The sequence below is a fragment of the Seonamhaeicola sp. NFXS20 genome (assembly GCF_049132085.1).
Lineage (GTDB): Bacteria > Bacteroidota > Bacteroidia > Flavobacteriales > Flavobacteriaceae > Seonamhaeicola.
This window is the reverse complement of record NZ_JAFMPU010000002.1, coordinates 1-22,270: the sequence shown is the minus strand read 5'-3', so window position 1 is coordinate 22,270 and position 22,270 is coordinate 1. Positions and strand designations below refer to the sequence as shown.

Annotated in this window: 21 protein-coding genes and 1 tRNA gene; 10 read left to right on the top strand and 12 right to left on the bottom strand. The window is 31.0% G+C overall.

Going from position 1 to position 22,270, the window contains the following annotated elements; all coding sequences use genetic code 11:
* The first annotated feature begins 68 nt into the window (after nt 1-68).
* The 3 genes from pxpA to J1D01_RS03210 are packed head-to-tail and all read left to right on the top strand — an operon-like array spanning nt 69 to nt 2,384.
* On the top strand, nt 69-809 hold the full coding sequence (pxpA, locus tag J1D01_RS03220; protein ID WP_372937103.1) for a 5-oxoprolinase subunit PxpA: 741 nt from the start codon (nt 69-71) through the stop codon (nt 807-809).
* Between the two features lie 5 nt (nt 810-814).
* Nucleotides 815-1,546, top strand: a complete 732-nt coding sequence (gene pxpB / locus J1D01_RS03215; RefSeq protein WP_421149813.1) for a 5-oxoprolinase subunit PxpB — start codon at nt 815-817, stop codon at nt 1,544-1,546.
* Nucleotides 1,539-2,384 (top strand): biotin-dependent carboxyltransferase family protein, encoded by an 846-nt coding sequence (locus tag J1D01_RS03210; RefSeq protein WP_421149812.1) that lies wholly within the window; start codon nt 1,539-1,541, stop codon nt 2,382-2,384. Before pxpB ends, J1D01_RS03210 begins: the two co-directional genes overlap by 8 nt.
* Here the strand turns inward: J1D01_RS03210 and deoD are convergent.
* The 4 genes from deoD to clpB all read right to left on the bottom strand — a co-directional run bounded on the left by deoD (nt 2,381) and on the right by clpB (nt 7,564).
* On the bottom strand, nt 2,381-3,079 hold the full coding sequence (gene deoD, locus J1D01_RS03205; RefSeq protein ID WP_421149811.1) for a purine-nucleoside phosphorylase: 699 nt from the start codon (nt 3,077-3,079) through the stop codon (nt 2,381-2,383). The two genes, J1D01_RS03210 and deoD, sit on opposite strands and share 4 nt — an antisense overlap.
* A gap of 3 nt (nt 3,080-3,082) precedes the next feature.
* Nucleotides 3,083-3,754 carry a deoxyribose-phosphate aldolase gene (gene deoC, locus J1D01_RS03200; protein ID WP_372937099.1) on the bottom strand — a complete coding sequence of 224 codons (672 nt, stop codon included), beginning with the start codon at nt 3,752-3,754 and terminating at the stop codon, nt 3,083-3,085.
* Nucleotides 3,755-3,915: 161 nt separating this feature from the next.
* Nucleotides 3,916-4,560 (bottom strand): deoxyribose-phosphate aldolase, encoded by a 645-nt coding sequence (gene deoC / locus J1D01_RS03195; protein WP_421149810.1) that lies wholly within the window; start codon nt 4,558-4,560, stop codon nt 3,916-3,918.
* Between the two features lie 397 nt (nt 4,561-4,957).
* A complete protein-coding gene (clpB, locus tag J1D01_RS03190; protein WP_421149809.1) occupies nt 4,958-7,564 on the bottom strand; it encodes an ATP-dependent chaperone ClpB in 2,607 nt (868 codons plus the stop codon).
* A gap of 158 nt (nt 7,565-7,722) precedes the next feature.
* Here clpB and ytxJ point away from each other — a divergent pair, with 158 nt between their 5' ends.
* The 4 genes from ytxJ to J1D01_RS03170 all read left to right on the top strand — a co-directional run bounded on the left by ytxJ (nt 7,723) and on the right by J1D01_RS03170 (nt 10,957).
* Nucleotides 7,723-8,112 carry a bacillithiol system redox-active protein YtxJ gene (ytxJ, locus tag J1D01_RS03185; protein ID WP_372938502.1) on the top strand — a complete coding sequence of 130 codons (390 nt, stop codon included), beginning with the start codon at nt 7,723-7,725 and terminating at the stop codon, nt 8,110-8,112.
* 1 nt (nt 8,113) lies between these two features.
* Complete coding sequence (locus tag J1D01_RS03180) at nt 8,114-8,521, top strand: gamma-glutamylcyclotransferase family protein (protein ID WP_421149808.1); 408 nt, start codon at nt 8,114-8,116, stop codon at nt 8,519-8,521.
* The gene (locus J1D01_RS03175; RefSeq protein ID WP_421149807.1) at nt 8,508-10,196 is read left to right on the top strand and encodes a pseudouridine synthase; all 1,689 of its coding nucleotides are present in this window, start codon (nt 8,508-8,510) and stop codon (nt 10,194-10,196) included. Before J1D01_RS03180 ends, J1D01_RS03175 begins: the two co-directional genes overlap by 14 nt.
* Before the next feature lie 140 nt (nt 10,197-10,336).
* The gene (locus J1D01_RS03170; RefSeq protein ID WP_372937920.1) at nt 10,337-10,957 is read left to right on the top strand and encodes a class I SAM-dependent methyltransferase; all 621 of its coding nucleotides are present in this window, start codon (nt 10,337-10,339) and stop codon (nt 10,955-10,957) included.
* Nucleotides 10,958-11,068: 111 nt separating this feature from the next.
* Here J1D01_RS03170 and J1D01_RS03165 read toward each other — a convergent pair whose 3' ends face one another.
* A complete protein-coding gene (locus J1D01_RS03165) occupies nt 11,069-12,247 on the bottom strand; it encodes a hypothetical protein (protein WP_421149806.1) in 1,179 nt (392 codons plus the stop codon).
* Between the two features lie 97 nt (nt 12,248-12,344).
* Nucleotides 12,345-13,625 (bottom strand): fumarylacetoacetase, encoded by a 1,281-nt coding sequence (fahA, locus tag J1D01_RS03160; RefSeq protein WP_372937922.1) that lies wholly within the window; start codon nt 13,623-13,625, stop codon nt 12,345-12,347.
* Nucleotides 13,626-13,839: 214 nt separating this feature from the next.
* On the opposite strand from fahA, the gene glyA reads away from it, so the two are divergent.
* Nucleotides 13,840-15,114 (top strand): serine hydroxymethyltransferase, encoded by a 1,275-nt coding sequence (gene glyA, locus J1D01_RS03155; protein ID WP_421149805.1) that lies wholly within the window; start codon nt 13,840-13,842, stop codon nt 15,112-15,114.
* Nucleotides 15,115-15,451: 337 nt separating this feature from the next.
* Here the strand turns inward: glyA and J1D01_RS03150 are convergent, their stop codons facing one another.
* The 4 genes from J1D01_RS03150 to J1D01_RS03135 form a co-directional block, all read right to left on the bottom strand.
* Nucleotides 15,452-16,468, bottom strand: a complete 1,017-nt coding sequence (locus tag J1D01_RS03150) for a TQO small subunit DoxD (RefSeq protein ID WP_421149804.1) — start codon at nt 16,466-16,468, stop codon at nt 15,452-15,454.
* 6 nt (nt 16,469-16,474) lie between these two features.
* Entirely contained in the window at nt 16,475-16,897 is a 423-nt protein-coding gene (locus J1D01_RS03145; protein ID WP_372937925.1) for a DsrE family protein, read from the bottom strand.
* Nucleotides 16,898-16,910: 13 nt separating this feature from the next.
* Nucleotides 16,911-17,303 (bottom strand): DoxX family protein, encoded by a 393-nt coding sequence (locus J1D01_RS03140; RefSeq protein WP_421149803.1) that lies wholly within the window; start codon nt 17,301-17,303, stop codon nt 16,911-16,913.
* Between the two features lie 657 nt (nt 17,304-17,960).
* Nucleotides 17,961-19,526 (bottom strand): hypothetical protein, encoded by a 1,566-nt coding sequence (locus J1D01_RS03135; RefSeq protein WP_421149802.1) that lies wholly within the window; start codon nt 19,524-19,526, stop codon nt 17,961-17,963.
* A gap of 209 nt (nt 19,527-19,735) precedes the next feature.
* Here J1D01_RS03135 and J1D01_RS03130 point away from each other — a divergent pair, with 209 nt between their 5' ends.
* Nucleotides 19,736-20,245 carry an Hsp20/alpha crystallin family protein gene (locus J1D01_RS03130; protein ID WP_372937877.1) on the top strand — a complete coding sequence of 170 codons (510 nt, stop codon included), beginning with the start codon at nt 19,736-19,738 and terminating at the stop codon, nt 20,243-20,245.
* Nucleotides 20,246-20,431: 186 nt separating this feature from the next.
* Nucleotides 20,432-20,505, top strand: a tRNA-Arg gene (locus J1D01_RS03125).
* Nucleotides 20,506-20,691: 186 nt separating this feature from the next.
* Here the strand turns inward: J1D01_RS03125 and J1D01_RS03120 are convergent.
* Both J1D01_RS03120 and J1D01_RS03115 read right to left on the bottom strand, forming a co-directional pair.
* Nucleotides 20,692-21,198: a hypothetical protein gene (locus tag J1D01_RS03120; RefSeq protein WP_421149801.1), complete on the bottom strand. Its 507-nt coding sequence runs from the start codon at nt 21,196-21,198 to the stop codon at nt 20,692-20,694.
* A gap of 100 nt (nt 21,199-21,298) precedes the next feature.
* The gene (locus J1D01_RS03115) at nt 21,299-21,847 is read right to left on the bottom strand and encodes a DKNYY domain-containing protein (protein ID WP_421149800.1); all 549 of its coding nucleotides are present in this window, start codon (nt 21,845-21,847) and stop codon (nt 21,299-21,301) included.
* Nucleotides 21,848-22,270: the final 423 nt, after the last annotated feature.

The following is a 22,270-nucleotide window of genomic DNA, read 5'->3' as shown; positions in this document are numbered from 1 at the left end:
TTTTGGGCTGTAATTTTTATAATAAGTGTACTTTTATTAGCATTAAAGCATTAATTTAATTCGTTGTCATGCATCTTTATTCAGTAGATATAAATGCCGATGTAGGTGAAGGTATAGGTAATGAGTCTAAATTACTACCTTATCTATCTTCATGTAATATAGCATGCGGTGGGCATGCTGGTAATAAAGATACTATGCGTAAGGTGGTAAGATTAGCTAAGACTCATAAGGTTAAAATTGGAGCACATCCATCGTTTCCTGATAAAGAAAATTTTGGTCGTGTAAAAATGGATATATCATGTGCTGCTTTGTATACTTCTTTAAAACATCAATTATCAGATTTGTTAGAGGTGTTATATACTGAAAACGCCACTTTACATCATGTAAAACCTCACGGAGCATTATACAATATGGCTGCTGTTAATAAAAGAGTTGCCCAAGTTGTTGTTGAATTAATTAAGAGTATGCAGTATCCAGTGCAATTGTATGTTCCTTATAAATCTGTAATTGCAACATTGGCTTTAGAAAATGGTATTTCTATTGCCTATGAAGTTTTTGCAGATAGAAATTATAATGACGATTTAAGCTTAGTTTCTAGAAAAGCGCCCAATGCCTTAATAACTGATGCTGAAAAAATGAAAGAACATGTTCTAAAAATGGTCACAAATAAAAAGGTTATCTCTGTAACAGGCAAAGAGCAATCTGTTTTGGTAAATACTATTTGTGTACATGGAGATAACGACAATGCCATAAAATTGGTAAAAAAACTACATAAGTTTTTGGTTAAAAACCATATAAAAATTCAGTAGTATTCATGCTTTATCATCTTACTTATAGGCAATACGGAGAGCGTACTATTTTAATTGAATGGCCTCAAAAAATTAGTAAAAGTATTCTTTATGATGTTTTAAATTTCAAAAATAAAATAGTTGAAATTAAACATGATAGTGTACTTGAAATAACTCATGCTTATTGCTCTATAATAGTTAGTTTTAAGGAAGCTTTAATTGATTTTGATAAAGAAGTTGAAATCTTAAAGAGTATTTATAATAGAGATTCTAAAAAAACTAAAGCAAATTATAAATTATGGAAAATTCCCGTGTGTTATGATTTTAGTTTTGGAATAGATTTAGAAGCGCTTGCACATGCTAAAGGATTACCTGTTAAAGAGGTGATTAAACTACATTCACAAGCTTTATATACAGTTTATTTTATTGGGTTTTTACCTGGTTTTTTATATTTAGGTGGTTTAGATGAAGTTTTGCATACTCCAAGAAAAAATACACCAAGATTAAAAGTTAAAAAAGGCGCTGTAGCCATTGGCGGAAATCAAACAGGGGTTTACCCTAATGAAAGTCCGGGTGGGTGGAATATTATTGGTAATTCTCCCATTAACTTTTTTAATATAAAAAATAAAATTCCCTGTTTTGCTAGTGCAGGAGATCAAATTCAATTTTATCCTATTTCTTTAAAAGAGCATCAAGATATTAAAACATTAGTTAATGCTGGTGTTTATCAATTAGAAAGTGAGGTGGTTAATGATTGAAGTTTTAGCATCAGGAATATATACTACCATTCAGGATTTTGGTAGAATTGGTTTTCAAGAGTATGGAGTACCGTATTCTGGAGTTATGGATAGAACAGCGGCATCATTAGCTAACGCTATTTTAGGAAATTCACCAGATTTACCAGTTTTAGAAATTACAATGCAAGGGCCAAAATTACAGTTTCAATGTACTACCACCATTTGTGTTACTGGTGCTAATTTATCGGCTAAATTAAACAACAGTATTTTTATTAATAATAAACCCATGATGGTGAAATCGGGCGATATTCTTTCCTTTGGAAGTTTAAAAAAAGGGGTTAGGGCATATTTAGCTGTTAAAGGCGGATTCCAAACAGAACAAGTGATGAGCAGTTATAGTATGTATTCTGGAATTACTAAAAAAGAGAAACTAGAAAAAGGCGATGTTTTAAAGATTTCAACTGCCAATAATTTAGTGAGAAACTACAATGCTTCTATTAAAATTAACTTTGATTATTTCAATTTAAAAACGTTGGAAGTTTTTAAAGGCCCTGAGTTTGATATGCTTTCAAAAAAACAAAAAATCCAATTATTAAATACAGAGTTCACTATATCAAAAAATAATAATAGGATGGCATATCAATTAAATGAAACTCTACAGAATAATTTAAAACCTATTATAACTTCACCTGTATTGCCGGGTACAGTGCAATTAACTCCATCTGGTAATCTTATCATTTTAATGAGAGATTGTCAAACTACAGGCGGGTATCCTAGAGTGTTGCAATTAAAAGAAAGTGCTATTAATTTAATTGCGCAAAAATATACTAACCAACCTGTTTCATTTCAATTAGTTTAAGCTAATTCTAAGGCAATTTCTATCATATCTTTAAAGGTAGTCTCTCTGTCTTTGCTAGATAATCTGTCGCCAGTAACTAAAGAGTCTGAAATTGTTAAAATAGTCAATGCATTTACATTGTGTTTAGCAGCAACGGTATATAACCCTGCTGTTTCCATTTCAACACAAAGTACTCCGAATTTTGACCACTTTTTATATGATTCAAAATCATCTGCATAAAACTCATCCGATGTAAAAACATTACCAGCTTTAATAGGAATATTTTTGCTTTTAGCTGCTTCAATAGCTTTTTGAAATAATTCAAAATTAGCAGTAGGGGCATAGTCTGCACCTCCAAAGCGTAATTCGTTTACTCCAGAATTAGAAGAGGCTGCCATAGCTAAAACAACATCTCTTACTTTAACATGTTTTTGATAAGACCCAGCACTACCTACTCTAATAAGGTTTTTAACGTTGTATTCGGTTATTAATTCATGAGCATAAATTGAAATAGAAGGCACCCCCATGCCAGTACCCATTACAGATAATTTTTTACCATTATAAGTACCTGTATACCCCAGCATACCTCTAACTTTATTAAAACAAACTGGGTTGTCAAAAAAAGTTTCAGCAATCCATTTAGCACGCAACGGATCTCCGGGTAGTAAAATAGTTTCTGCTATGTCCCCTTTTTTAGCTTCAATGTGTACGCTCATAATTTAATAATTTGAATTAGATGAATTTGAAGTTCCTTCAACTATGGCAATTCCAGATGAAGTTCCTATTCTATCAACACCTAAATTAATATATTCTAAAGCTGTTTTTGTGTCTCTAATACCTCCAGAGGCTTTAATTTTAACACATGTTTTGCAAACGCTTTTCATAAGTTTTACATCATTAATTGTGGCTCCGCCAGTTCCAAATCCTGTTGAAGTTTTAATAAAATCGGCCCCACTTTGTATGGCTAATTCACTGGCTTTTATAATTTCTAATTCTTCAAGGTAGCAGGTTTCTAATATAACTTTTAAAACGTTATTTGGCATGCTAGATTTTACAGATTCTATGTCTTTCCAAACGGCATCAAAATCTTTACTTTTTAAAAGTCCAACATTGATAACCATATCAATTTCATCGGCGCCATCATTTAAGGCTGCTTTAGTTTCAGCTACTTTAGCTTTGGTAGACATGGCTCCTAACGGAAACCCAATTACACTGCATACTTTTACATCAGTGTCTTTTAATTGTTTTTTAGCTAATGCTACGTAACAACTGTTAACACATACCGAAAAAAAACGATATTGTTTAGCTTCTTCACAAAGTTTAATAATGTCGTTTTTAGTAGCGGTGGGGTTAAGTAATGTATGGTCTATATAGGTGTTTAGAAGTTTCAAAACTGTATTAAATTTAAAGTTATTTTATAGAAATAAGTCTTAGCTTTAAATATACAAATTTGCTTCTTTTTATGTGTTATAAACTATGATTAAAATCAGTTTTGAGAATTAAAAAAGGCTATATTTTTTAATATAACCTTTTTTAATTCTTTTCTTTTTATCTAAACCACTTCAGAGGTTTTAAAATCTGGTGTAACGCCTATTCTGTGAACGCCTGTGTCAAAGTATTTAATTGCGGTTTCTTCATCGTCAATACCATGAAATGCACAAATTTTAATAGCGCCTTTAATGGTTTTTTTAATAATTTTTACCGCTGTTAAAGTAGCGCCACCTTTAGAAAATCCAGTAGAGGTTTTTATAAAATCTGCTTTAGCATCCATACATATTTGGCAGGCTTTTAAAATTTCATTTTTATTTAATTCTGATACTTCTAAAATCACTTTAAGAGGTGTTTCTTCAATAGCAAGTTTAACATCAGTAATATCTTTTAGCACAGAAACGTAGTTTTTGCTTTTTAATAGACCTAAATTGATAACCATATCAATTTCTTCGGCACCATTTTTTATTGCGGTTTTGGCTTCGTGTATTTTAGATTTTGTGTCAACGTTTCCAAAAGGAAAGCCAACAACAGAGCAAATTTTTACTTTACTGTTGTTTAGAAGTTCTTTACTTAGGGCAACATACGAACTATTAATACAAATTGAATAAACCTGTCTTTCTTTTGCTTCTAGACAGAGGTCTATAATATCACGTTCTGTGGTACTAGGATTTAATTGAGTTAATTCAATGTGTTCAAAAATATTCATTTTTATAAGTAGGTTTTTGTCTATTTTACTAAAAAAGAGATAAAATAGGTGCTATTAATTATTAATAAAATATAGAGTTGGGGACTATATATTTTACACTAAGTTATAAATTATTATCATGAAAAATTAGATTGTAGAAACATTTTCGATGAATTACAATCTTTAATTTTTTAACTAGTTTATTTTCAAAATATTGTATTTTAACTATTTTTTATGATTTTAAACGATGTTTTGGATATTTTGATCTATAATAGGGTTTAGAGTTACAGGTTAATTTGATAGGTTTTAACCCAAAAAAAAGCAATCATCGTCAAAATAGATTCAGATTGCTTTTTTAACTAACCAACCAACTAATAGACTGTTGTACTTAATAATTGTAACAACAGTTTATTTTGTTTTATAATTTTTCAGTAACCAAATTATTTTGGTTTCTAAACACTAATTTTTCATTGAAGGCATCTAATAAAATGATGCTATCTGTAGTTACTTTTCCTGCTAATATTTCTTTACTTAAAGCGTTGAGTACTTCTTTTTGAATAACTCTTTTTACGGGTCTTGCACCGTATTCTGGATTGTAACCTTTTATAGCTAAATAGTCAATAGCTTCTTGAGTTGCATCAAATGTAATATTTTGTTGCGCTAGCATTTTTGTTACATTTTTAAGTTGAAGCCCTACAATATCTATTATATTTTCCTTGCTTAAAGGAGTAAACATAATAGTGTCATCAATTCTGTTTAAAAATTCTGGTCGAACGCTTTGTTTTAATAAAGCCAATACATCTAGTTTTGCAGCTTCAATGGCAGAATCTATATCTTTTGTAGCTTCAAAACGCTCATGTATTACACTACTTCCTATATTGGAAGTCATGATAATAATGGTGTTTTTAAAATCTGCAACACGCCCTTTATTATCAGTTAAATGTCCTTCATCTAATACTTGTAGTAAAATGTTGAAGGTATCAGGATGCGCTTTTTCAATTTCATCTAAAAGCACTACAGAATATGGTTTTCTACGAACTGCTTCTGTTAACTGTCCGCCTTCATCATAGCCAACATATCCAGGAGGCGCACCAACTAAACGGCTTACTGCATGACGTTCTTGGTATTCACTCATATCAATTCTTGTCATGGCATTTTCATCATCAAACAGATATTCAGCTAAAGCTTTTGCTAATTCGGTTTTACCAACACCTGTGGTACCAAGGAATAAAAAGGTTCCGATAGGTTTTTTAGGGTTTTGTAAACCTGCCCGACTACGTCTAACGGCATCACTTACTGCTTCAATAGCTTCTTCTTGTCCTACCACACGTTTGTGTAACTGATCTTCAAGTTTTAGTAATTTCTCGCGTTCGCTTTGTAGCATTTTTGTAACAGGAATTCCTGTCCATTTGGCTACAACTTCAGCAATATCATCATAAGTTACCTCTTCTTTTATTAAAGAATTCTCAGCTTGATCTTGTAATTGTTTTTGTAGCGTTTCAAGATGTTCTTGAGCTTCTTTAATTTTTCCGTAGCGTAACTCTGCTACTTTACCATAATCGCCTTCGCGTTCTGCACGTTCTGCTTCTAGTTTATAGTTTTCAATATTCTGTCTGGTGTTTTGAATATTATCTACCACTTCTTTTTCACTCTTCCATTTGGCATTAATTTCGTTGCGTGTTTCTTTTAAATTGGCCAAATCTGCACGTAACGATTTTAATTTACTTTCATCTTTTTCGCGTTTAATGGCTTCAATTTCAATTTCAAGCTGCATTATTTTTCTATCTAAAACATCAAGTTCTTCTGGTTTAGAATTTATTTCCATACGCAATTTAGAGGCAGCTTCATCCATTAAATCAATGGCTTTGTCTGGTAAATAACGGTTTGTAATGTAACGTGTTGAAAGTTCAACAGCTCCAATAATAGCTTCGTCTTTAATACGTACTTTGTGGTGTGTTTCGTATTTTTCTTTTATACCTCTTAAAATAGAAATAGCACTTTCGGTATCTGGTTCATCTACCATTACTTTTTGGAAACGACGTTCTAGGGCTTTATCTTTTTCAAAATACTTTTGGTATTCATCAAGGGTAGTAGCTCCAATAGCTCTTAACTCACCACGCGCCAATGCTGGTTTTAAAATATTAGCGGCATCCATAGCGCCTTGTCCGCCACCCGCACCAACTAAAGTATGAATCTCATCAATAAACAACACGATATCGCCATCACTAGAAGTAACTTCTTTTATAACAGCTTTTAAGCGTTCTTCAAATTCACCTTTATACTTAGCGCCAGCAATTAACGCTCCCATATCTAAGGCAAAAATTTGCTTTTCTTTTAAGTTTTCAGGGATATCTCCATCTATAATTCTATGTGCTAAACCTTCGGCAATGGCGGTTTTACCAGTTCCGGGTTCGCCCACCAAAATAGGGTTGTTTTTGGTTCTACGAGAAAGAATTTGAAGAATTCTTCGTATTTCTTCATCGCGTCCAATAACAGGATCTAGTTTACCATCTTTTGCTAATTGGTTTAAGTTTTTAGCGTATTTGTTTAGCGAATTATAAGTGTCTTCTTGACTTTGAGATGTTACATTTTCGCCTTTTCTCAATTCTTCTATAGCCGATTTTAAACCTTTTTCGGTTACGCTTTGGTCTTTTAGCATTTGGGCTATTTTACTGTTAGATTTAAATACAGCAAGTATTAAATGCTCTATAGACACAAAGTCGTCTTTCATTTTTTTAGCAATTATAGAGGCTTCGTTAAGAGATTTGCCAGCTTCTCTAGATAGCATTATTTCGCCACCAGAAACTTTAGAAAAACTCTCTAGTTGTTTGTTTAAAGCTTGTTGTAATATAGAAATGTTAACATTCAGTTTTTTTAAAATGAATGGTAGTACGTTTTCATCAACCTCAAAAATGGCTTTAAAAATGTGTTCGTTTTCTATTTGTTGGTGACCATAACTTTGCGCTATTTGTTGCGCTTGTTGTATGGCTTCTTGTGATTTTATTGTATAATTATTAAAGTTCATATCATTAAATTTATTTTCTTTACAATTGTTATAGGTCAATAATCTTACCAATGATTTTTATAAGACAAAATGTCTTTTAAAGCTTTTATTTCACTGACTTTTAGTCAGTTTGTAAGATTTGTTATTAGTTTCGACTTATCATATATAAAATATAAAAAATGGGATTATTAAACAAGATATTTGGTGGTTCAAGTGAACCAAAAGAAGAAAAAATTTTGCCTTGGATTGCTTTAAACAACTTAGAACAGTTAAATGATATTGAAGAAAAATCGAAAACTAAAACACAAGTTATTTTTAAACATTCAACACGTTGTGGTATTAGCCGTATGGTAATGAACCAATTTGTTGATGCTTACAATTTAACAGAAACCGATTTAGATTTGTATTATCTAGATTTATTAAACTACAGAGACGTATCAAACGAGGTTGGTTATAAGTTTCAGGTATTGCACGAGTCGCCACAAATATTGGTTATAAAAAACGGACAAACCGTTGCGCACGCTTCTCATGGTGCTATAAATGAAATGCCATTAAAAAATTATATTTAATTTGAACACAGATTACCTTTTTGTTTACGGCACCTTGTTGCAAAACGTAAATAATAACATCTCTACGTTTTTAAAAACACATGCAACCGTAATTTCAAAAGGCTATTTTATTGGTAAATTATATAAAATTTCGTGGTTTCCAGGAGCAGTTTTAAGTAACATAAAAACCCATAAAGTTTACGGTACTTTGGTAAAGCTTAATACTGCTAAAACTATATTTGATGTTTTAGATGATTACGAATGTTTTAACCCTAATAACCCAAAAGATAGCCTCTTTATACGTCAAAAAGTAACAGTTTTTACAAAAAACAATCATGTTTACAATGCTTGGGTGTATCTTTACAACCAAAAAGTAAACCAACAAAACCGTATAGTTTCCGGAGATTTTTTAAAAGATGCCCAATCCTAAATTTACAGATACACTTTTTCATCCGCTTCAACCAAAAAAAGAGATAGCTTTACCAGCACAATTTACCTTTCCGTTTTATTATACACCGCATGAGTTAAGCGTTTTAGCTGCCCAAGATTTACAAAGTTATCTTGAAAATGAAGCAAATTTTAATCATAATTTTGGATTAAAACCTAATGCCGAAGGCTTAGTAATAGGAAAAATGTTTGGTGTAATGGTGGTTAAAGATGAAGCCAATAATTTAGGGTATTTAGCTGCCTTTTCAGGAAAACTAGCCGAAAGTAATCATCATAAAGGATTTGTGCCTACGGTTTATGATACGTTAAACCCCAAAGGTTTTTATAAGATTGGTGAACAGGAATTAAATGATATTAATAGAGAAATTGAAGTTTTAGAAAATTCGGAAGCATATCTATCAGCAAAAAATAATTTAAAAGTTTGTTTAAACACTTATGAAACCCAATTAAAAGCCTTAAAACAAACCATTAAAGAAAAGAAAGCTGCACGTAATAGGATACGAGAATTAGAAGTCAATAATCTTTCAGTTGAAGCTTATGAAAATTTATTAGAAGAACTAAAAAATGAAAGTATTTACTATCATTTTAGGTTGAAAGATTTAAAAAATGATTGGAAACTTAAAATTAAAGAAGCGCAATCTCATTTTAATAAGATAGAATCTACTTTAAATGCTTTAAAAGAAAAACGCCGCGTACAATCGGCTGCACTTCAAAAGCAATTACATCAGCAATATTCATTTTTAAATTATAAAGACGAAAGTAAAGATTTACTAGATATTTTTAAAAACACCACCGTTAGAATTCCGCCAGCAGGAGCCGGTGAATGTGCAGCGCCAAAGTTGTTTCAGTATGCTTATCAAAATAACTTTAAACCTATAGCAATGGCAGAGTTTTGGTGGGGAGCTTCACCAAAATCTGAAGTACGTAAACACAAGCAGTTTTATCCGTCTTGCCGTAGCAAGTGTGAGCCCATTTTAGGGCATATGATGCAAGGTTTAAATGTAGAAAATAACCCTATTTTAGAAGTAAAAAAACACGATGCGCCTTTAGAAATTTTGTATGAAGACAATTATTTGTTGTTGGTAAACAAACCGCATGAATTTTTATCGGTACCCGGAAAAACACAATTAGATTCTGTACAAACTAAAATGCAACAGTATTTACCCAATAATAAACCACTGTTAGTGCATAGGTTAGATATGTCAACCTCTGGTATTTTGCTGGTTGCTAAAAATGAAAAAACACATAAAAATCTGCAAAAACAATTTATAAAACGTACGGTTAAAAAGCGTTACATAGCCGTTTTAGATGGAGAATTAAAAACTAAAAAAGGCATTATAGATTTACCTCTGCGTGTAGATTTAGATAACCGTCCGCAACAGTTGGTGTGTTATGAGCATGGTAAACCAGCAAAAACAAAGTTTGAGGTTGTTGCTGTAGAAAACGGAACAACCAGAATTCACTTTTATCCCATTACAGGTAGAACGCACCAATTGCGTGTGCATGCTGCCCATAGTAACGGACTAAATATGCCTATTGTTGGTGACGATTTATACGGTACCAAAGCCAACCGTTTATACTTACATGCAGAACAACTGGAGTTTGAACATCCTGTTACTAAAAAACAACTTAAAATAGTTTGTAAAGCCCCTTTTTAGTTAAATTTTGTACTATTATATTCGGTTTGTATTTGCTAAATTTGGTGTTTAAATCACACAAAATAATATATAAACATGTTGTGTGTTGTTCAAAAAAAACACCTCAATTTTAATAGTAATCAAATTAAAATAAGCACAAAATGATTGAAATGTGGGATAATAGATATTCAAGTAGTAGTTATGCTTATGGAATAAATCCTAATGAATTTTTTAAAGATACATTAAACAAATATCAGTTAAATGGCAAAATATTATTGCCTGCAGAAGGAGAAGGCAGAAATGCCGTATTTGCAGCAAAAAAAGGTTTTAATGTTACAGCATTTGATATAAGTATTGAAGGCAAGAACAAGGCTTTAAAACTTGCTGAAAAACAAAATGTAGAAATAAAATATGACATTGGAAATTTATTTGACTTAGATATTGTAAACCAAAAATATGATGTAGCAGCTTTGATTTTTGCTCATTTTCCACCAGATATTTTAACAAGTTATCATAAAAAAATTGCAGACTTAATAGTGGATGAGGGAATTATTATCCTTGAAGGATTTAGTAAAAGTCATTTACCATTGCGAAATGAAAATCCAAGACTAGGAGGTCCTGATAAAATTGAAATGCTCTTTTCAATAGAATCTATTAAAAATGATTTTCCAGAATTTGAAATTATTAAATTGGAAGAGGTTGAAGTAGAATTAAATGAAGGTGATTTCCATAATGGATTAAGTAAGGTGATAAGATTTATTGGAAAAAAGACCAAAAAATAAAATGACACAGAACAATTGATTATTCGTAATAACCTATAACCAATACTCATTATCTATGTTATAAACCTAAGTAAACCAAATAAAAAACGCCCAAGAGGCGTTTTTCAGTATTTAATTAAACCGTTGATTAGAAATTATATTTCTAAGTTTAGCTTTTAGGTCTTCGCCGGTGTCATATACCATTTGTTCGTTGGTAGGGAAGGCAACACGTCTGTTATCAAGTAAAAGTAAGTCTTCTTTTTCTAGTGCACGTTTATCACCACGGTATCTTGCATAAACGTTTTCAAATACATAACCACTATCAAAACTAAATTCGTCAATAAGTTGTTTTGTTTTTAAATCGGTATAAACAACATCTGCAATAATTTGAGTTTCTTTGGTTTGTATCACTTCATACATACGGGCTTTTACTTTAATGATATTGTCAATTTTAATATCGTTACCCAAACTATCTTTTGCAACATTTCCGTTGGCGTCTTTTTTGTATTTCAAACCATCAACAATTTCACGTTCTCTAATATATTCACGTTCTTTAATACGTTCTGGTGAAATGTTTATCTGTTTAAGTTGCAACTGCATTAAGAAATCATAATCAATCTCTTTACTTGGGTTGGCATGATATACCGTCCAAAACTGATTTAACCCGTAGGTATTAAAATTTAATAAATCATCTTCTAAACGCTGCGGAATTACTTGCTGGGTTTGGTTGTTTATAGATACTAAAACATAGTGTGTACCTCTGGCATGTGCTTCGTTTAATAAATGGCGTGTGGTTTCAAAATTAGGATTTATATCATCTAAATACTCTAAAGTATTATAAGCTTCTCTAATGGTGTATTTATCATCAGATTCTAATAAATTAATACCTTTTTCATATAAATAATCAGATAGTTTTGCTTTACTTTTAGCTATATCATCACTATAATTATTAAAATTAAATGTAACGTTTTTGCCATTAGCATAAAGTGGTAAAATAGGTTTTATAGTTTCTTGTCTAGCATTTAAATCTAAATACAACTCAAAAATATTTTTTAATAGTTCTGGGTTATTATCTTTTTTTAAATGCTTTATGGTGTTTAAATCGCGCTCAACAGATTTATAATATGCATCTTGAAGCATTACTACATATTCTGCTTTACGTTTTTTGTTTTTGTTAGTGCTTAACTTTTGTAACGCTGTAGTAATAGCTTGGTCATAATTACCAGTATTTACTGCTTGTTCTACTTGCTTTTTAGCACTACAAGCAAATACCAATGTAATTATAGTAGAAAAAAGTAGTAGTTTTTTCATAGGTTAAAATTTTAGGTTATGGGGCGTGTATTTCAATAGTAATGCCAAATTTAAATAAATTTGGCATTACGTTTATAAGTGTATGTAAATGAGTGTTTTATTTTTTGTAAATTGGTAGTAATTTAGTGGAAACTTCACCAAAACCAATTCGGGTGCCATCATTTTCACAATAACCTCTCATTATTACAGTATCATGGTCATTAATAAACTTACGTTCAGTACCATCTTTCATTTTTAAAGGTTTTTCACCTTTCCAAGTTAATTCTAACATAGAGCCATAGCTATCTTCTGTAGGTCCAGAAATGGTACCACTTCCCATTAAATCTCCAGAATTTACAGGGCAGCCATTAACAGTATGATGTGCTAATTGTTGCGATATGTTCCAATACATATATTTAAAATTAGATTTGCTTACAACAGTTTCTTTGGCTCCTTTTGGTTGAATAGACACTTCTAAATTAATATCGAAACTTTTTGCGCCTTTGCTTTGTAGATAAGGCAACTGTTTTTTTAATGGTTTTGGTCCCTCAACACGGTAAGGTTCTAAGGCATCTAATGTAACAATCCATGGAGAAATGGAGGTAGCAAAGTTTTTTGCTAAAAACGGACCTAATGGTACATATTCCCACTTTTGAATATCGCGTGCACTCCAATCGTTTAGTAGTACCAAACCAAAAATATATTCTTCAGCTTCATCAATAGGAATAGGTTCACCTAAATCATTAGCATCTGTAGTAATGAAACCCATTTCAAGTTCAAAATCTACTAATTTACTGGGACCAAAAATAGGTTCTTTAGCTCCATTTGGTAACGTTTGTCCTTGAGGTCTATGTACCGGAATACCCGATGGAATTATAGATGAGCTTCTGCCATGATACCCAACAGGAATGTGTAACCAGTTTGGTAGTAAGGCGTTGTCTGGGTCTCTAAACATAGTACCAACGTTTGTGGCATGTTCCATACTAGAATAAAAATCGGTATAATCACCAATTTCAACAGGTAATTGCATTTCTATTTCATCTAAACGAAATAATACAATTTCCTTGTGTTTTAAATTATTTTTAAGCGAATCATTATCAGCATCAAAAATTTCAGCAATACGGTTTCTTACAGCACGCCATGTTTTTCTACCGTCTGCAATAAAATCATTTAATGTATCTTGAAGAAAAATATCATCGGTTAATGGAATACCATCAAAGTAGCCTAATTGATGTAACGCACCTAAATCTATGGCTGTATCACCAATACGGGTACCAATGGTAATAATATCATCTCTGGTTAAAAATACTCCAAATGGAATATTCTGAATGGGAAAATCTGAATGCTTATCTACGTGTAACCACGATTTTCTATCTGGATTGTTAGCTGATAACGGCATAACGTTTTTCTTATTTAATGATTATTGATTTCTTTTCAAACCTACATAATTTTTTTGATTTTAATATAAAAATTACCTTAAAACCAATAAAATTTAAAATTTGTTGAAATGGTTAATAAAACCGTTTAAAACTTATTTGTAATTATGCTTTTTTTGGTGCTAAAAACTATTCTATTTCCTATTTTTGCCGCATAATTAACCATAATTTAATTTTATGCAACGCGACGAACAAATTTTTGAACTTATTGAAGCTGAAAAAGAGCGTCAATTACATGGTATAGAACTAATAGCATCAGAAAACTTTGTGAGCAACCAAGTGATGGAAGCTGCGGGTTCTGTTTTAACAAACAAATATGCCGAAGGGTACCCAGGTAAACGTTACTATGGTGGTTGCGAAGTTGTAGATGTAGTAGAACAAATAGCTATAGATAGAGCCAAAGAATTGTTTGGAGCAGCATACGTAAATGTACAGCCACACTCTGGAAGTCAGGCAAATACAGCTGTTTTTGCAGCTTGTTTAAAACCAGGAGATAAATTTTTAGGATTCGATTTATCTCACGGAGGGCATTTAACACATGGATCTCCTGTTAACTTTTCAGGTAAGTTATACAGCCCTGTATTTTACGGAGTAGAGCAGGAAACAGGTGTTTTAAATTATGATAAAATACAAGAGATAGCTACTAAAGAGCAACCAAAATTAATTATTGCTGGAGCCTCAGCCTATTCTAGAGATATTGATTTTAAACGTTTTAGAGAAATAGCCGATAGCGTAGGTGCTATTTTGATGGCAGACATATCTCACCCTGCAGGATTAATTGCTAAAGGTATTTTAAATGATCCTATTCCACATTGTCATATTGTAACTACTACAACTCATAAAACTTTAAGAGGACCAAGAGGAGGTATGATTATGATGGGTGAAGATTTTGATAATCCGTTTGGGTTAAAATTAAAAAATGGTAATTTACGTAAAATGTCATCTTTATTAAACTCTGCGGTATTCCCGGGGAACCAAGGAGGTCCATTAGAGCATATCATAGCAGCAAAAGCCATTGCCTTTGGAGAAGCTTTAACAGATGAGTTTTTACATTACCAATTACAAGTTAAAAAGAATGCTGCAGCGTTAGCACAAGCTTTAGTAAGTAAAGATTATAACATTATTTCTGGCGGAACAGATAACCACTGTATGTTAATAGATTTACGCAATAAAGACGTATCTGGTAAAGAAGCCGAAGAAGCTTTAGTAAAAGCAGATATTACTGTAAACAAAAACATGGTACCGTTTGATGATAAATCGCCATTTGTAACCTCTGGTATCCGTTTAGGAGTGGCTGCAGTTACTACGCGTGGTTTAAAAGAAGTAGATATGGTTACTATTGCAGATTTAATTGATGAGGTTGTTACAAACCACGAAAACGAAGCTGTTTTAGAAACTGTAAAAGACAAAGTAAATGCTATGATGGCAGATAAACCATTATTTGTAGCATAAATTTAAACTTAAGAATATACTGAATTTATTTTAGCATTTCAATATAAAACCAAGCCTGAAATTTATTTTCAGGCTTTTTTGTTTTTGGGCGTTACCCTATCGGGTCGGGCTTTCCGCGTTACACGGTAACTTGCTGCAATCCCTAACGCATCTATTTGCAAACTTGTTTTTAAACTCTTAAGGTAGGTTTTATTTGGAGTTGTGGTTATTGGTTAGTATAAGAGTAGTAGTGAATAAAATACAACTTACTTTTTAATTAAAAAGATGCGTATTTAAGTAATAGCTGTTTGTGTTTTAATTTATACAACTATTACTCTTATACATTTGTTAGCTTTTGTTATTTGTCAATATTATGTTCCCAATAAGCACCACTAATATCTGTGATTTTAATAGTATATTTTCCTTTGGGTAAACTTGATAAATCTTCATTTTCTAGGTTTATCTTTGCTTTTGCTCCTAATGGAATAATTAAACTGTGTTTGCCAGGTTTTATTTTGGATACATAATAGTTAGAGATGTTGTATTTATCCAAGGTTGCCAAATCTTCTTGAGAATATTCTAAAATCATATTGTTTTTATTGTCAAATAATTCAATTCCAATAATCCATGAACCATAAACATCTACACCTTCAGTTCTAAAGACATCAAAAGTAATGGTGCTGTTTTGAATTTCACCATTAGTTATTTCAAGTTTTGGTTTTACTGACTTGTTATGAAGTGTTCCCCAAAGACCTCCGTGAAATACTTGATTAGTCATTAATGTTATTCCCAAAATAAATAGTGAACCCAATAATACTATCTTAGGAAGTAGATGCTCTTTAATTGGTAAAATTCCTGAACCCAACCAACTAAACCATCTCTTTTTGGTAATAGTAAAATTATGTTTTATTAAATAATTATCCATGGAATATTTTCCACTTCCTGTTAAAAATAAAACAAAACCTGTAGCTATTCCTAATACGCCAATTTGCCATTCATCAAGACAAGTTGTTCCTATCCAACCAGAGCCTAAAAGGATTCCCATTGCTAATCCAAAAACACCAATGCTCATTATTCTAGTAAATAATCCAAACATAATAAATAAGCCTACAATTCCTTCTATAATGGTAAAAATCACCATATTTATCCAAAGTATATCTGGGTTTTCCACCAAGTATTGGATAATAGGTTTTATGCCTAAAGCATTTGGTAAAAAAGCGTTAAACTTTTCTCCTATATATCCAGTTAATTCAGGGTTTAGTTTGTCGACTAATACAGTTCGTCTCCAAAATGCCGAAAAATAAGTCCAACCTACTACTAGCCTTAATGCTAGCGTCAAGAGCCCTGCATCATTTTTTATATTTACTGTTTTCATAATTTATTAGATTGTAAGTGTGATAAAACCTTTTTTAGTAAGTTGAAAGCCATATAAAATACCATTGGGTGTTATTTCAAGATTATTCGGTAATGTTTTTGGATTTATATTAAATTTTGAAAGTGAAATTCCGCATACAAAAACCTTTACCTTTTGGGCTTTTGCTTTTTCTAGCAGTGCATTAAAATCTGGATTGTCTAAAATGTCATTCACTGTTTTACCACAAATGATTACATAAAACGCCCCATATTTTTTTCCGTCTTCTTTTGCCAGTTCATTGGCAGTTAGCAAAACAGGTTTGAGTTGTTGTACGTTTTTTGAAAGTACTAAATAATTATTTTTTTTGGAGTTAATATTTTGTGCCTGTAATTGAGATGTTCCAAATAGTAAAAGGAGTATTGTTGTTATAAATAGGATTGAATTTTTCATTGTTTTTGAATTTTTAAGTTTGAATTAATACTAAAAAAAGAAGTCCACCAAGTATCGCTATATTCTTAAATAGTGGACCTAAAGTTGTCATTTGTCCAACTTGTATAGTTAGCGTAATAGGAATTAAAACGGCTATTAATGCTATTGAGGCTATTTTAGTTTTAAAACCAAGTAACAGTGAAATACCTGCAATTAGCATAACAATTCCAGATAGAATCACAGCTATTTCTGGTGTTCCTAGAATATTTCCAATAAAACCCATTGAGGAATTTTCTATTCGGCTCACTGTTTTTTCGGTATTAAAAAAATGATTGGTGCTTGCTATTATAAAAATTAGGCTAAGCATAATGCGAAGTATAACCACAGATTTGTAGCTAACTTCAAGTGTTTTTTCTTGAAATTTCATTTTAGATATTTGTAATTGACTGATATATATCAGGAATAATATCTGCTTTACGTTTTCTTGTTTAGAAAATCAATTACGAATAGACCTTGAGGTTCTGATATAAAATATAGAGAGGAACATCAGAAACCTGTTGATTTCTTGATGTATTAAGATTAAAAGTATTCCCAAGTAAATAGGTAGTAAAATCAAAATGAGAAGCTTCCGAAATTAGGAAGCTTGGTTGCTGAAAAGTTGGTTTTGTAACAGTCTGAAAAGTTTCAGAAAACTCAAAAGTTTGGCAATTTGATTCTGAAATAGAAGATTGACTCTTGTTTAAGACTTTGGTTTGAGGAATCCCTAATTCAGCTTGAATAAAATTTCTAACCTTACAAGGTGAAAGCAATAGTAGCAACACAAGTCCAAAAATAGACAAGGTTGAATTTAATTTATTTATTTTACAACTTTCTTTCACTTTGCAAATATAGATACAATTTTTCCAGAATTATGTTATTTTTTTCTTAACGAAAGCTAGTGTTAAGGATATGTATTTGCTTTAATGATTTATACTACCAAGTAAGCGAAGTTAAAATTTTCTTTTCAAAAAATCGATACATACTTATACCTAGTTAAAAACAAGATGTAAATGTAGTTATATGTGGTTGTTGTTTTAAAGTAATATTAATCTTCCTCAGGAAACACAATATGTTGGTAAGCACCAATGTCTGGAGTTGTGGTTCTATTTACATTTAAAATATCGGTAGGTACTTGGGTAGCATAGGTTGCTAAACCTTGGTTTATAGCAGCAGATTCCTCGCCAATAATAAGCATATTTAAAGCTGTATCTTTAAAATTTGGGTCTTCATTAAAGATGTTACCTTCGTAATGGTTGGTGTCATTTAAATCATAATTTGATCCTGTAAAATTATTATTATTGTCTTCAAACCTAATTAGGCAATTGGTAAATTTAAAATTAAAATTTACGCTTGCTTCTTCAACTTCATCTAAAAGAATTTCGGGGTTATCATTACCGTAAATAATACAGTTGTTAAAGTTGGCTTCGGTTAAATTGGTAACAACAACATTTTCATCGTCATCTATAACAAAATTATTTAATAATACAGAAGGGAATTGCCTAAATCCATCATTCCAATAATTGGCAATGGTACAATGTGTAAAATTATATTTACCACCAAAAGTACCAGCAAAAGATGACAAACCAGAGTTATTTATTACTATATTTTCGCCTTTAATAGAGGTGTTTCTGCCTAAAATTCCAAAGTTACTAGAATTAAAAATTTGAGAGTTTGTAATGGTTAGTTTATCTGTGGTAGCATCAGGATTTCCATCGCATAAAATTCCAACTAATGCATTTTTTATGGTAGCGTAGTTAATATAATTATTGGTGCTTCCATCTAAAAACCAAATGGTTCCCCATTGTCCGGGACTTTCAGAATAATTAGGTTCTAATCTATCACCTTCAAAAATAACTTCGTTTTCTAGTAATTCTTGGTCTGCACTATAAGAACCGTTTACCTGTAATGAAGCATTATTTTGTATAATTAAACCAGAGTTTTCATGAAAATGTAATCTTGAACCTGCATCAATGGTAAGTGTTTCTCCTTCAGGAACAGCTGCAAACCCATAAATAACATAAGGTTTTTCGTTGGTCATAGTTAATTCAGAAGGGAGTAATTCTCGTCCTTGTAATTCGGTTTCAACTTGTTCTCCACCAACATTAAGCGTTAATGTTTCAACTACTTTGGTAGTATTATCTCTATCTGGATAAATAAAAATAGCATCTTTAACAAGGGTTACTAATTCTACTTTTTGCAGGTTAGAACCCGCATCAAATTCAATTTGGTCTGTATATAAATATTCGCCGTTAGGGTTTGAAAAATTGGTAATATCAATAGTAGATTCAACAAAAATGTATAAACTATCATGAGCTAGTAACTCTATATTTTCAAACAATTTACCGGCAATACCATCAACACTTAAACGGTAATTAGAACTTTCGCCTAGAGCTAAACCTAAGGTTGGAATAGAAATGTCTTTATCACTTTTATTGTAAACTTTTAAATTATAGGTACTAGAGCCAATATTGGTAAAAACGGTATCTAAATAAATGGTATCTTTAGAAAACTCTAAGTTTCCTGTACTTGGCGAAAACTCAAAATCTTTACGGCAAGAACTCCAAAGCGTTAAAAAAACAATGGTTAAGATAAAATATAGGTGGCGGCTCATTAACTATTTAATTTATGCTAAAATATAACTTTTGAAATAATGAATTATTATGAGAAGGTTTATTTTTTAATCTGAATAAAAAGAAGGGGTTTAAGTAAGTGTAAATAAGTTGTTTTCAGTTAATAAACATGATAAATATCATTGGATATATGTATGTATTTTAATAAACTTTATAAGTGAAATTTTGTTTAACTTAAAAACACAGTATCATGACTTCATTAACAAAACGCAAAAGAAGACACCGTGCTTCAACTCCTTGGCAAAATAGGATGTTTACACCCTGGAGACATGACCTTTTATCACCTATGAGTGATCGATTATTTTCACCAAATTATGAGTTTGATGATATTTTTGAAGACGACTTTTTTTCAGAAGATAGTTTAATACCCGCTATGAATGTAATTGAACATAAAAACAATTTTAATGTAGAGTTTGCGGTTCCTGGATTTAATAAAGATGATTTTGAAGTTTCTATAGAAGATAATATTCTTCATGTAAGTGCTAAAAAAGAATTAGAAGAAACTAAAGAAGAAGATAATTATTCTAGAAAGGAATTTAGTTACAAATCATTTAAACGTTCTTGTAGATTACCAGAGATGGTTGATTTAGAGCAAGACATTAAAGCATCTTATAAGAATGGTATTTTAAAAATTAATCTTCTTAAAATCCATAAAGGTATAGAAGAAAACTCAGAAAAAAAGTTAATTGAAATAGAGTAGAAGTAAATAATTATTTCTACTTTGGTTTTATGCCGACTCTAACATAAACCAGAGAAACCCTTGCATTTGCAGGGGTTTTTATGTTTGATTTTAACAGATTTATTAGAGGCTAAAATATCAATTAAAAAATTATGAATATTCTTTTGGTTAGATTTATGTTTAATTTTATATTTGCACCGCTTTAATGGTCGCGTAGCTCAGCTGGATAGAGCATCTGCCTTCTAAGCAGACGGTCACAGGTTCGAATCCTGTCGCGATCACTAGCATTACAATTAAAAATTGTCAAAACCTTGCAAACTATATGATTTGCAAGGTTTTATAGTTTTAAGGCCTTAATTTTTTTTGATTTGATTTCCGGATTAAGTATAGACCTTGTTAATTCCTAGTGGATTCAGATGTAGTCGAATTTGCCTTAATTGGGGTTATAAATTGTTGGCATAAAGTTATTATTTATAAAACCATTCATTAAGACAATTGATTCCGTTTAGATTTTCTATTATTTCAATTTTATTTGTACTTGTATTAGCTCTCCAAATTCTTCTAATATTCTGAATTTTTAAACTATCGGTTTTGTCAACAATTGCGATAAGATTTTCGTCATTGTTTTCATTAATTTGACAATATCCAATTGTAATTATTTCAGGCTTATCTAAATTTGGTATTATTAAAGTATCCAAAATTTTAATAATTCTATTCTCATTTTTTGAGTCAGAAGTTATGCTTTTTAAAATTATCAGATTATTTTTTTTGTCCCTTAAATGAAGAATTCCGTGTTTTGGTTCAGAATTATTTCCGTAAATAGTGGTGTCACTTATTTTAGAATAAGCAGAAAGTTTATCTATTTCTTTGAACTTTTTAAACTCCATTCCTATTATAGAATGATTTTTTTTGACCGTTTTATTAGCGCAATTAAATAGAATTAGGGAAGCAAAAATAAATAGTAATCTTTTCATGATGTCTTAATTTATAACTATTGTTTTACTCTCAAAAATTGTTCCGCTTAATTGTTTACAACGGTCTAGTTTTAATGCGTTTATGCATTGTTAGCAATAGTTATTTTAATTTTTTTCTTCGCCCTTTCTCATAATAAAAGTTGGAATCAATACCGTAACCAATTCCATCTCTTACAATAAATCTAAAATTACTCAAGTCTTTTGTTTTTATTATTTTAAAGCCAAAAGGAACATTTATAAAGTATGCAAAATTTTTGTCCTTTGCATAAAAATGAATATCGCATTCCAAGTAAGGGGGGGAATCATCCGCAATACAATCTTCCATAAACTTAAATGTTTTTGGACAAGCACCTTCGATAATTTCAGATTTAAAGTACACATAATTTTTATCTCTAGCAACGGTACTTACCTTGGAATTAATGATTTCAAAAGTTTGAGTATCACAAAGTACTTGGTGAGTATGTCCAAAGAAAATTGAGTCGTCAACACGCTGATAACTTTCATTAATAGGTGTCATATTGGAAATCCGATAAGGTAACTCCGTTCCATACCAAAAATCTTTATCATTAGAAGTTATATATCCTTTATCAATATCAATTAATTGAAATTTTTTTGGATTGGCATTTTCAATCTTTACTTGACCTGACATGTAACTATCTAAATATATAGAATTAACATCTTTAAAGTAGAAGGAATTTTCAGAAGTGTTTGCTTAAATCATTTCAAAACTCGTCAAATCGATTTGCTTAGCATACTTTTTAAAACATTCATTATCCCAAAGAAAAACTCCTCTGCTGTTTTTAGAGTAACCAAAGCCTAAATCTATTCAGTCTTTTTCGTAATCCTTTCCTCTAAAAATTTCAAATTCATTGCCCAAACTATCTTTAACAAGACGCTTGTTCCAAAAAATATCTAAAATCAATAAATCTTCCATTAAGGGGTTTAATGTCTAGTCCTGAAATACGGCTACAGGTTAATAATTGATTTACGCTGTTTTTAAATATACCATATTTGGAGTTTTATAATCTAAAGATACATGTAATCTTATTTGGTTGTATAGATTAATTGCATT

Excerpts from the sequence above, each read along its gene's own strand:
- deoC (WP_421149810.1), bottom strand. The coding sequence starts at position 4,560 with ATGAATATTTTTGAACACATTGAATTAACTCAATTAAATCCTAGTACC.
- J1D01_RS03175 (WP_421149807.1), top strand. The coding sequence starts at position 8,508 with ATGCCCAATCCTAAATTTACAGATACACTTTTTCATCCGCTTCAACCA.
- J1D01_RS03170 (WP_372937920.1), top strand. The coding sequence starts at position 10,337 with ATGATTGAAATGTGGGATAATAGATATTCAAGTAGTAGTTATGCTTAT.
- deoD (WP_421149811.1), bottom strand. The coding sequence starts at position 3,079 with ATGAGCGTACACATTGAAGCTAAAAAAGGGGACATAGCAGAAACTATT.
- J1D01_RS03145 (WP_372937925.1), bottom strand. The coding sequence starts at position 16,897 with ATGAAAAATTCAATCCTATTTATAACAACAATACTCCTTTTACTATTT.
- J1D01_RS03130 (WP_372937877.1), top strand. The coding sequence starts at position 19,736 with ATGACTTCATTAACAAAACGCAAAAGAAGACACCGTGCTTCAACTCCT.
- J1D01_RS03115 (WP_421149800.1), bottom strand. The coding sequence starts at position 21,847 with ATGTCAGGTCAAGTAAAGATTGAAAATGCCAATCCAAAAAAATTTCAA.
- pxpA (WP_372937103.1), top strand. The coding sequence starts at position 69 with ATGCATCTTTATTCAGTAGATATAAATGCCGATGTAGGTGAAGGTATA.
- J1D01_RS03140 (WP_421149803.1), bottom strand. The coding sequence starts at position 17,303 with ATGAAATTTCAAGAAAAAACACTTGAAGTTAGCTACAAATCTGTGGTT.
- J1D01_RS03120 (WP_421149801.1), bottom strand. The coding sequence starts at position 21,198 with ATGAAAAGATTACTATTTATTTTTGCTTCCCTAATTCTATTTAATTGC.
- ytxJ (WP_372938502.1), top strand. The coding sequence starts at position 7,723 with ATGGGATTATTAAACAAGATATTTGGTGGTTCAAGTGAACCAAAAGAA.
- J1D01_RS03165 (WP_421149806.1), bottom strand. The coding sequence starts at position 12,247 with ATGAAAAAACTACTACTTTTTTCTACTATAATTACATTGGTATTTGCT.
- fahA (WP_372937922.1), bottom strand. The coding sequence starts at position 13,625 with ATGCCGTTATCAGCTAACAATCCAGATAGAAAATCGTGGTTACACGTA.
- J1D01_RS03135 (WP_421149802.1), bottom strand. The coding sequence starts at position 19,526 with ATGAGCCGCCACCTATATTTTATCTTAACCATTGTTTTTTTAACGCTT.
- clpB (WP_421149809.1), bottom strand. The coding sequence starts at position 7,564 with ATGAACTTTAATAATTATACAATAAAATCACAAGAAGCCATACAACAA.
- J1D01_RS03150 (WP_421149804.1), bottom strand. The coding sequence starts at position 16,468 with ATGAAAACAGTAAATATAAAAAATGATGCAGGGCTCTTGACGCTAGCA.
- pxpB (WP_421149813.1), top strand. The coding sequence starts at position 815 with ATGCTTTATCATCTTACTTATAGGCAATACGGAGAGCGTACTATTTTA.
- J1D01_RS03210 (WP_421149812.1), top strand. The coding sequence starts at position 1,539 with ATGATTGAAGTTTTAGCATCAGGAATATATACTACCATTCAGGATTTT.
- glyA (WP_421149805.1), top strand. The coding sequence starts at position 13,840 with ATGCAACGCGACGAACAAATTTTTGAACTTATTGAAGCTGAAAAAGAG.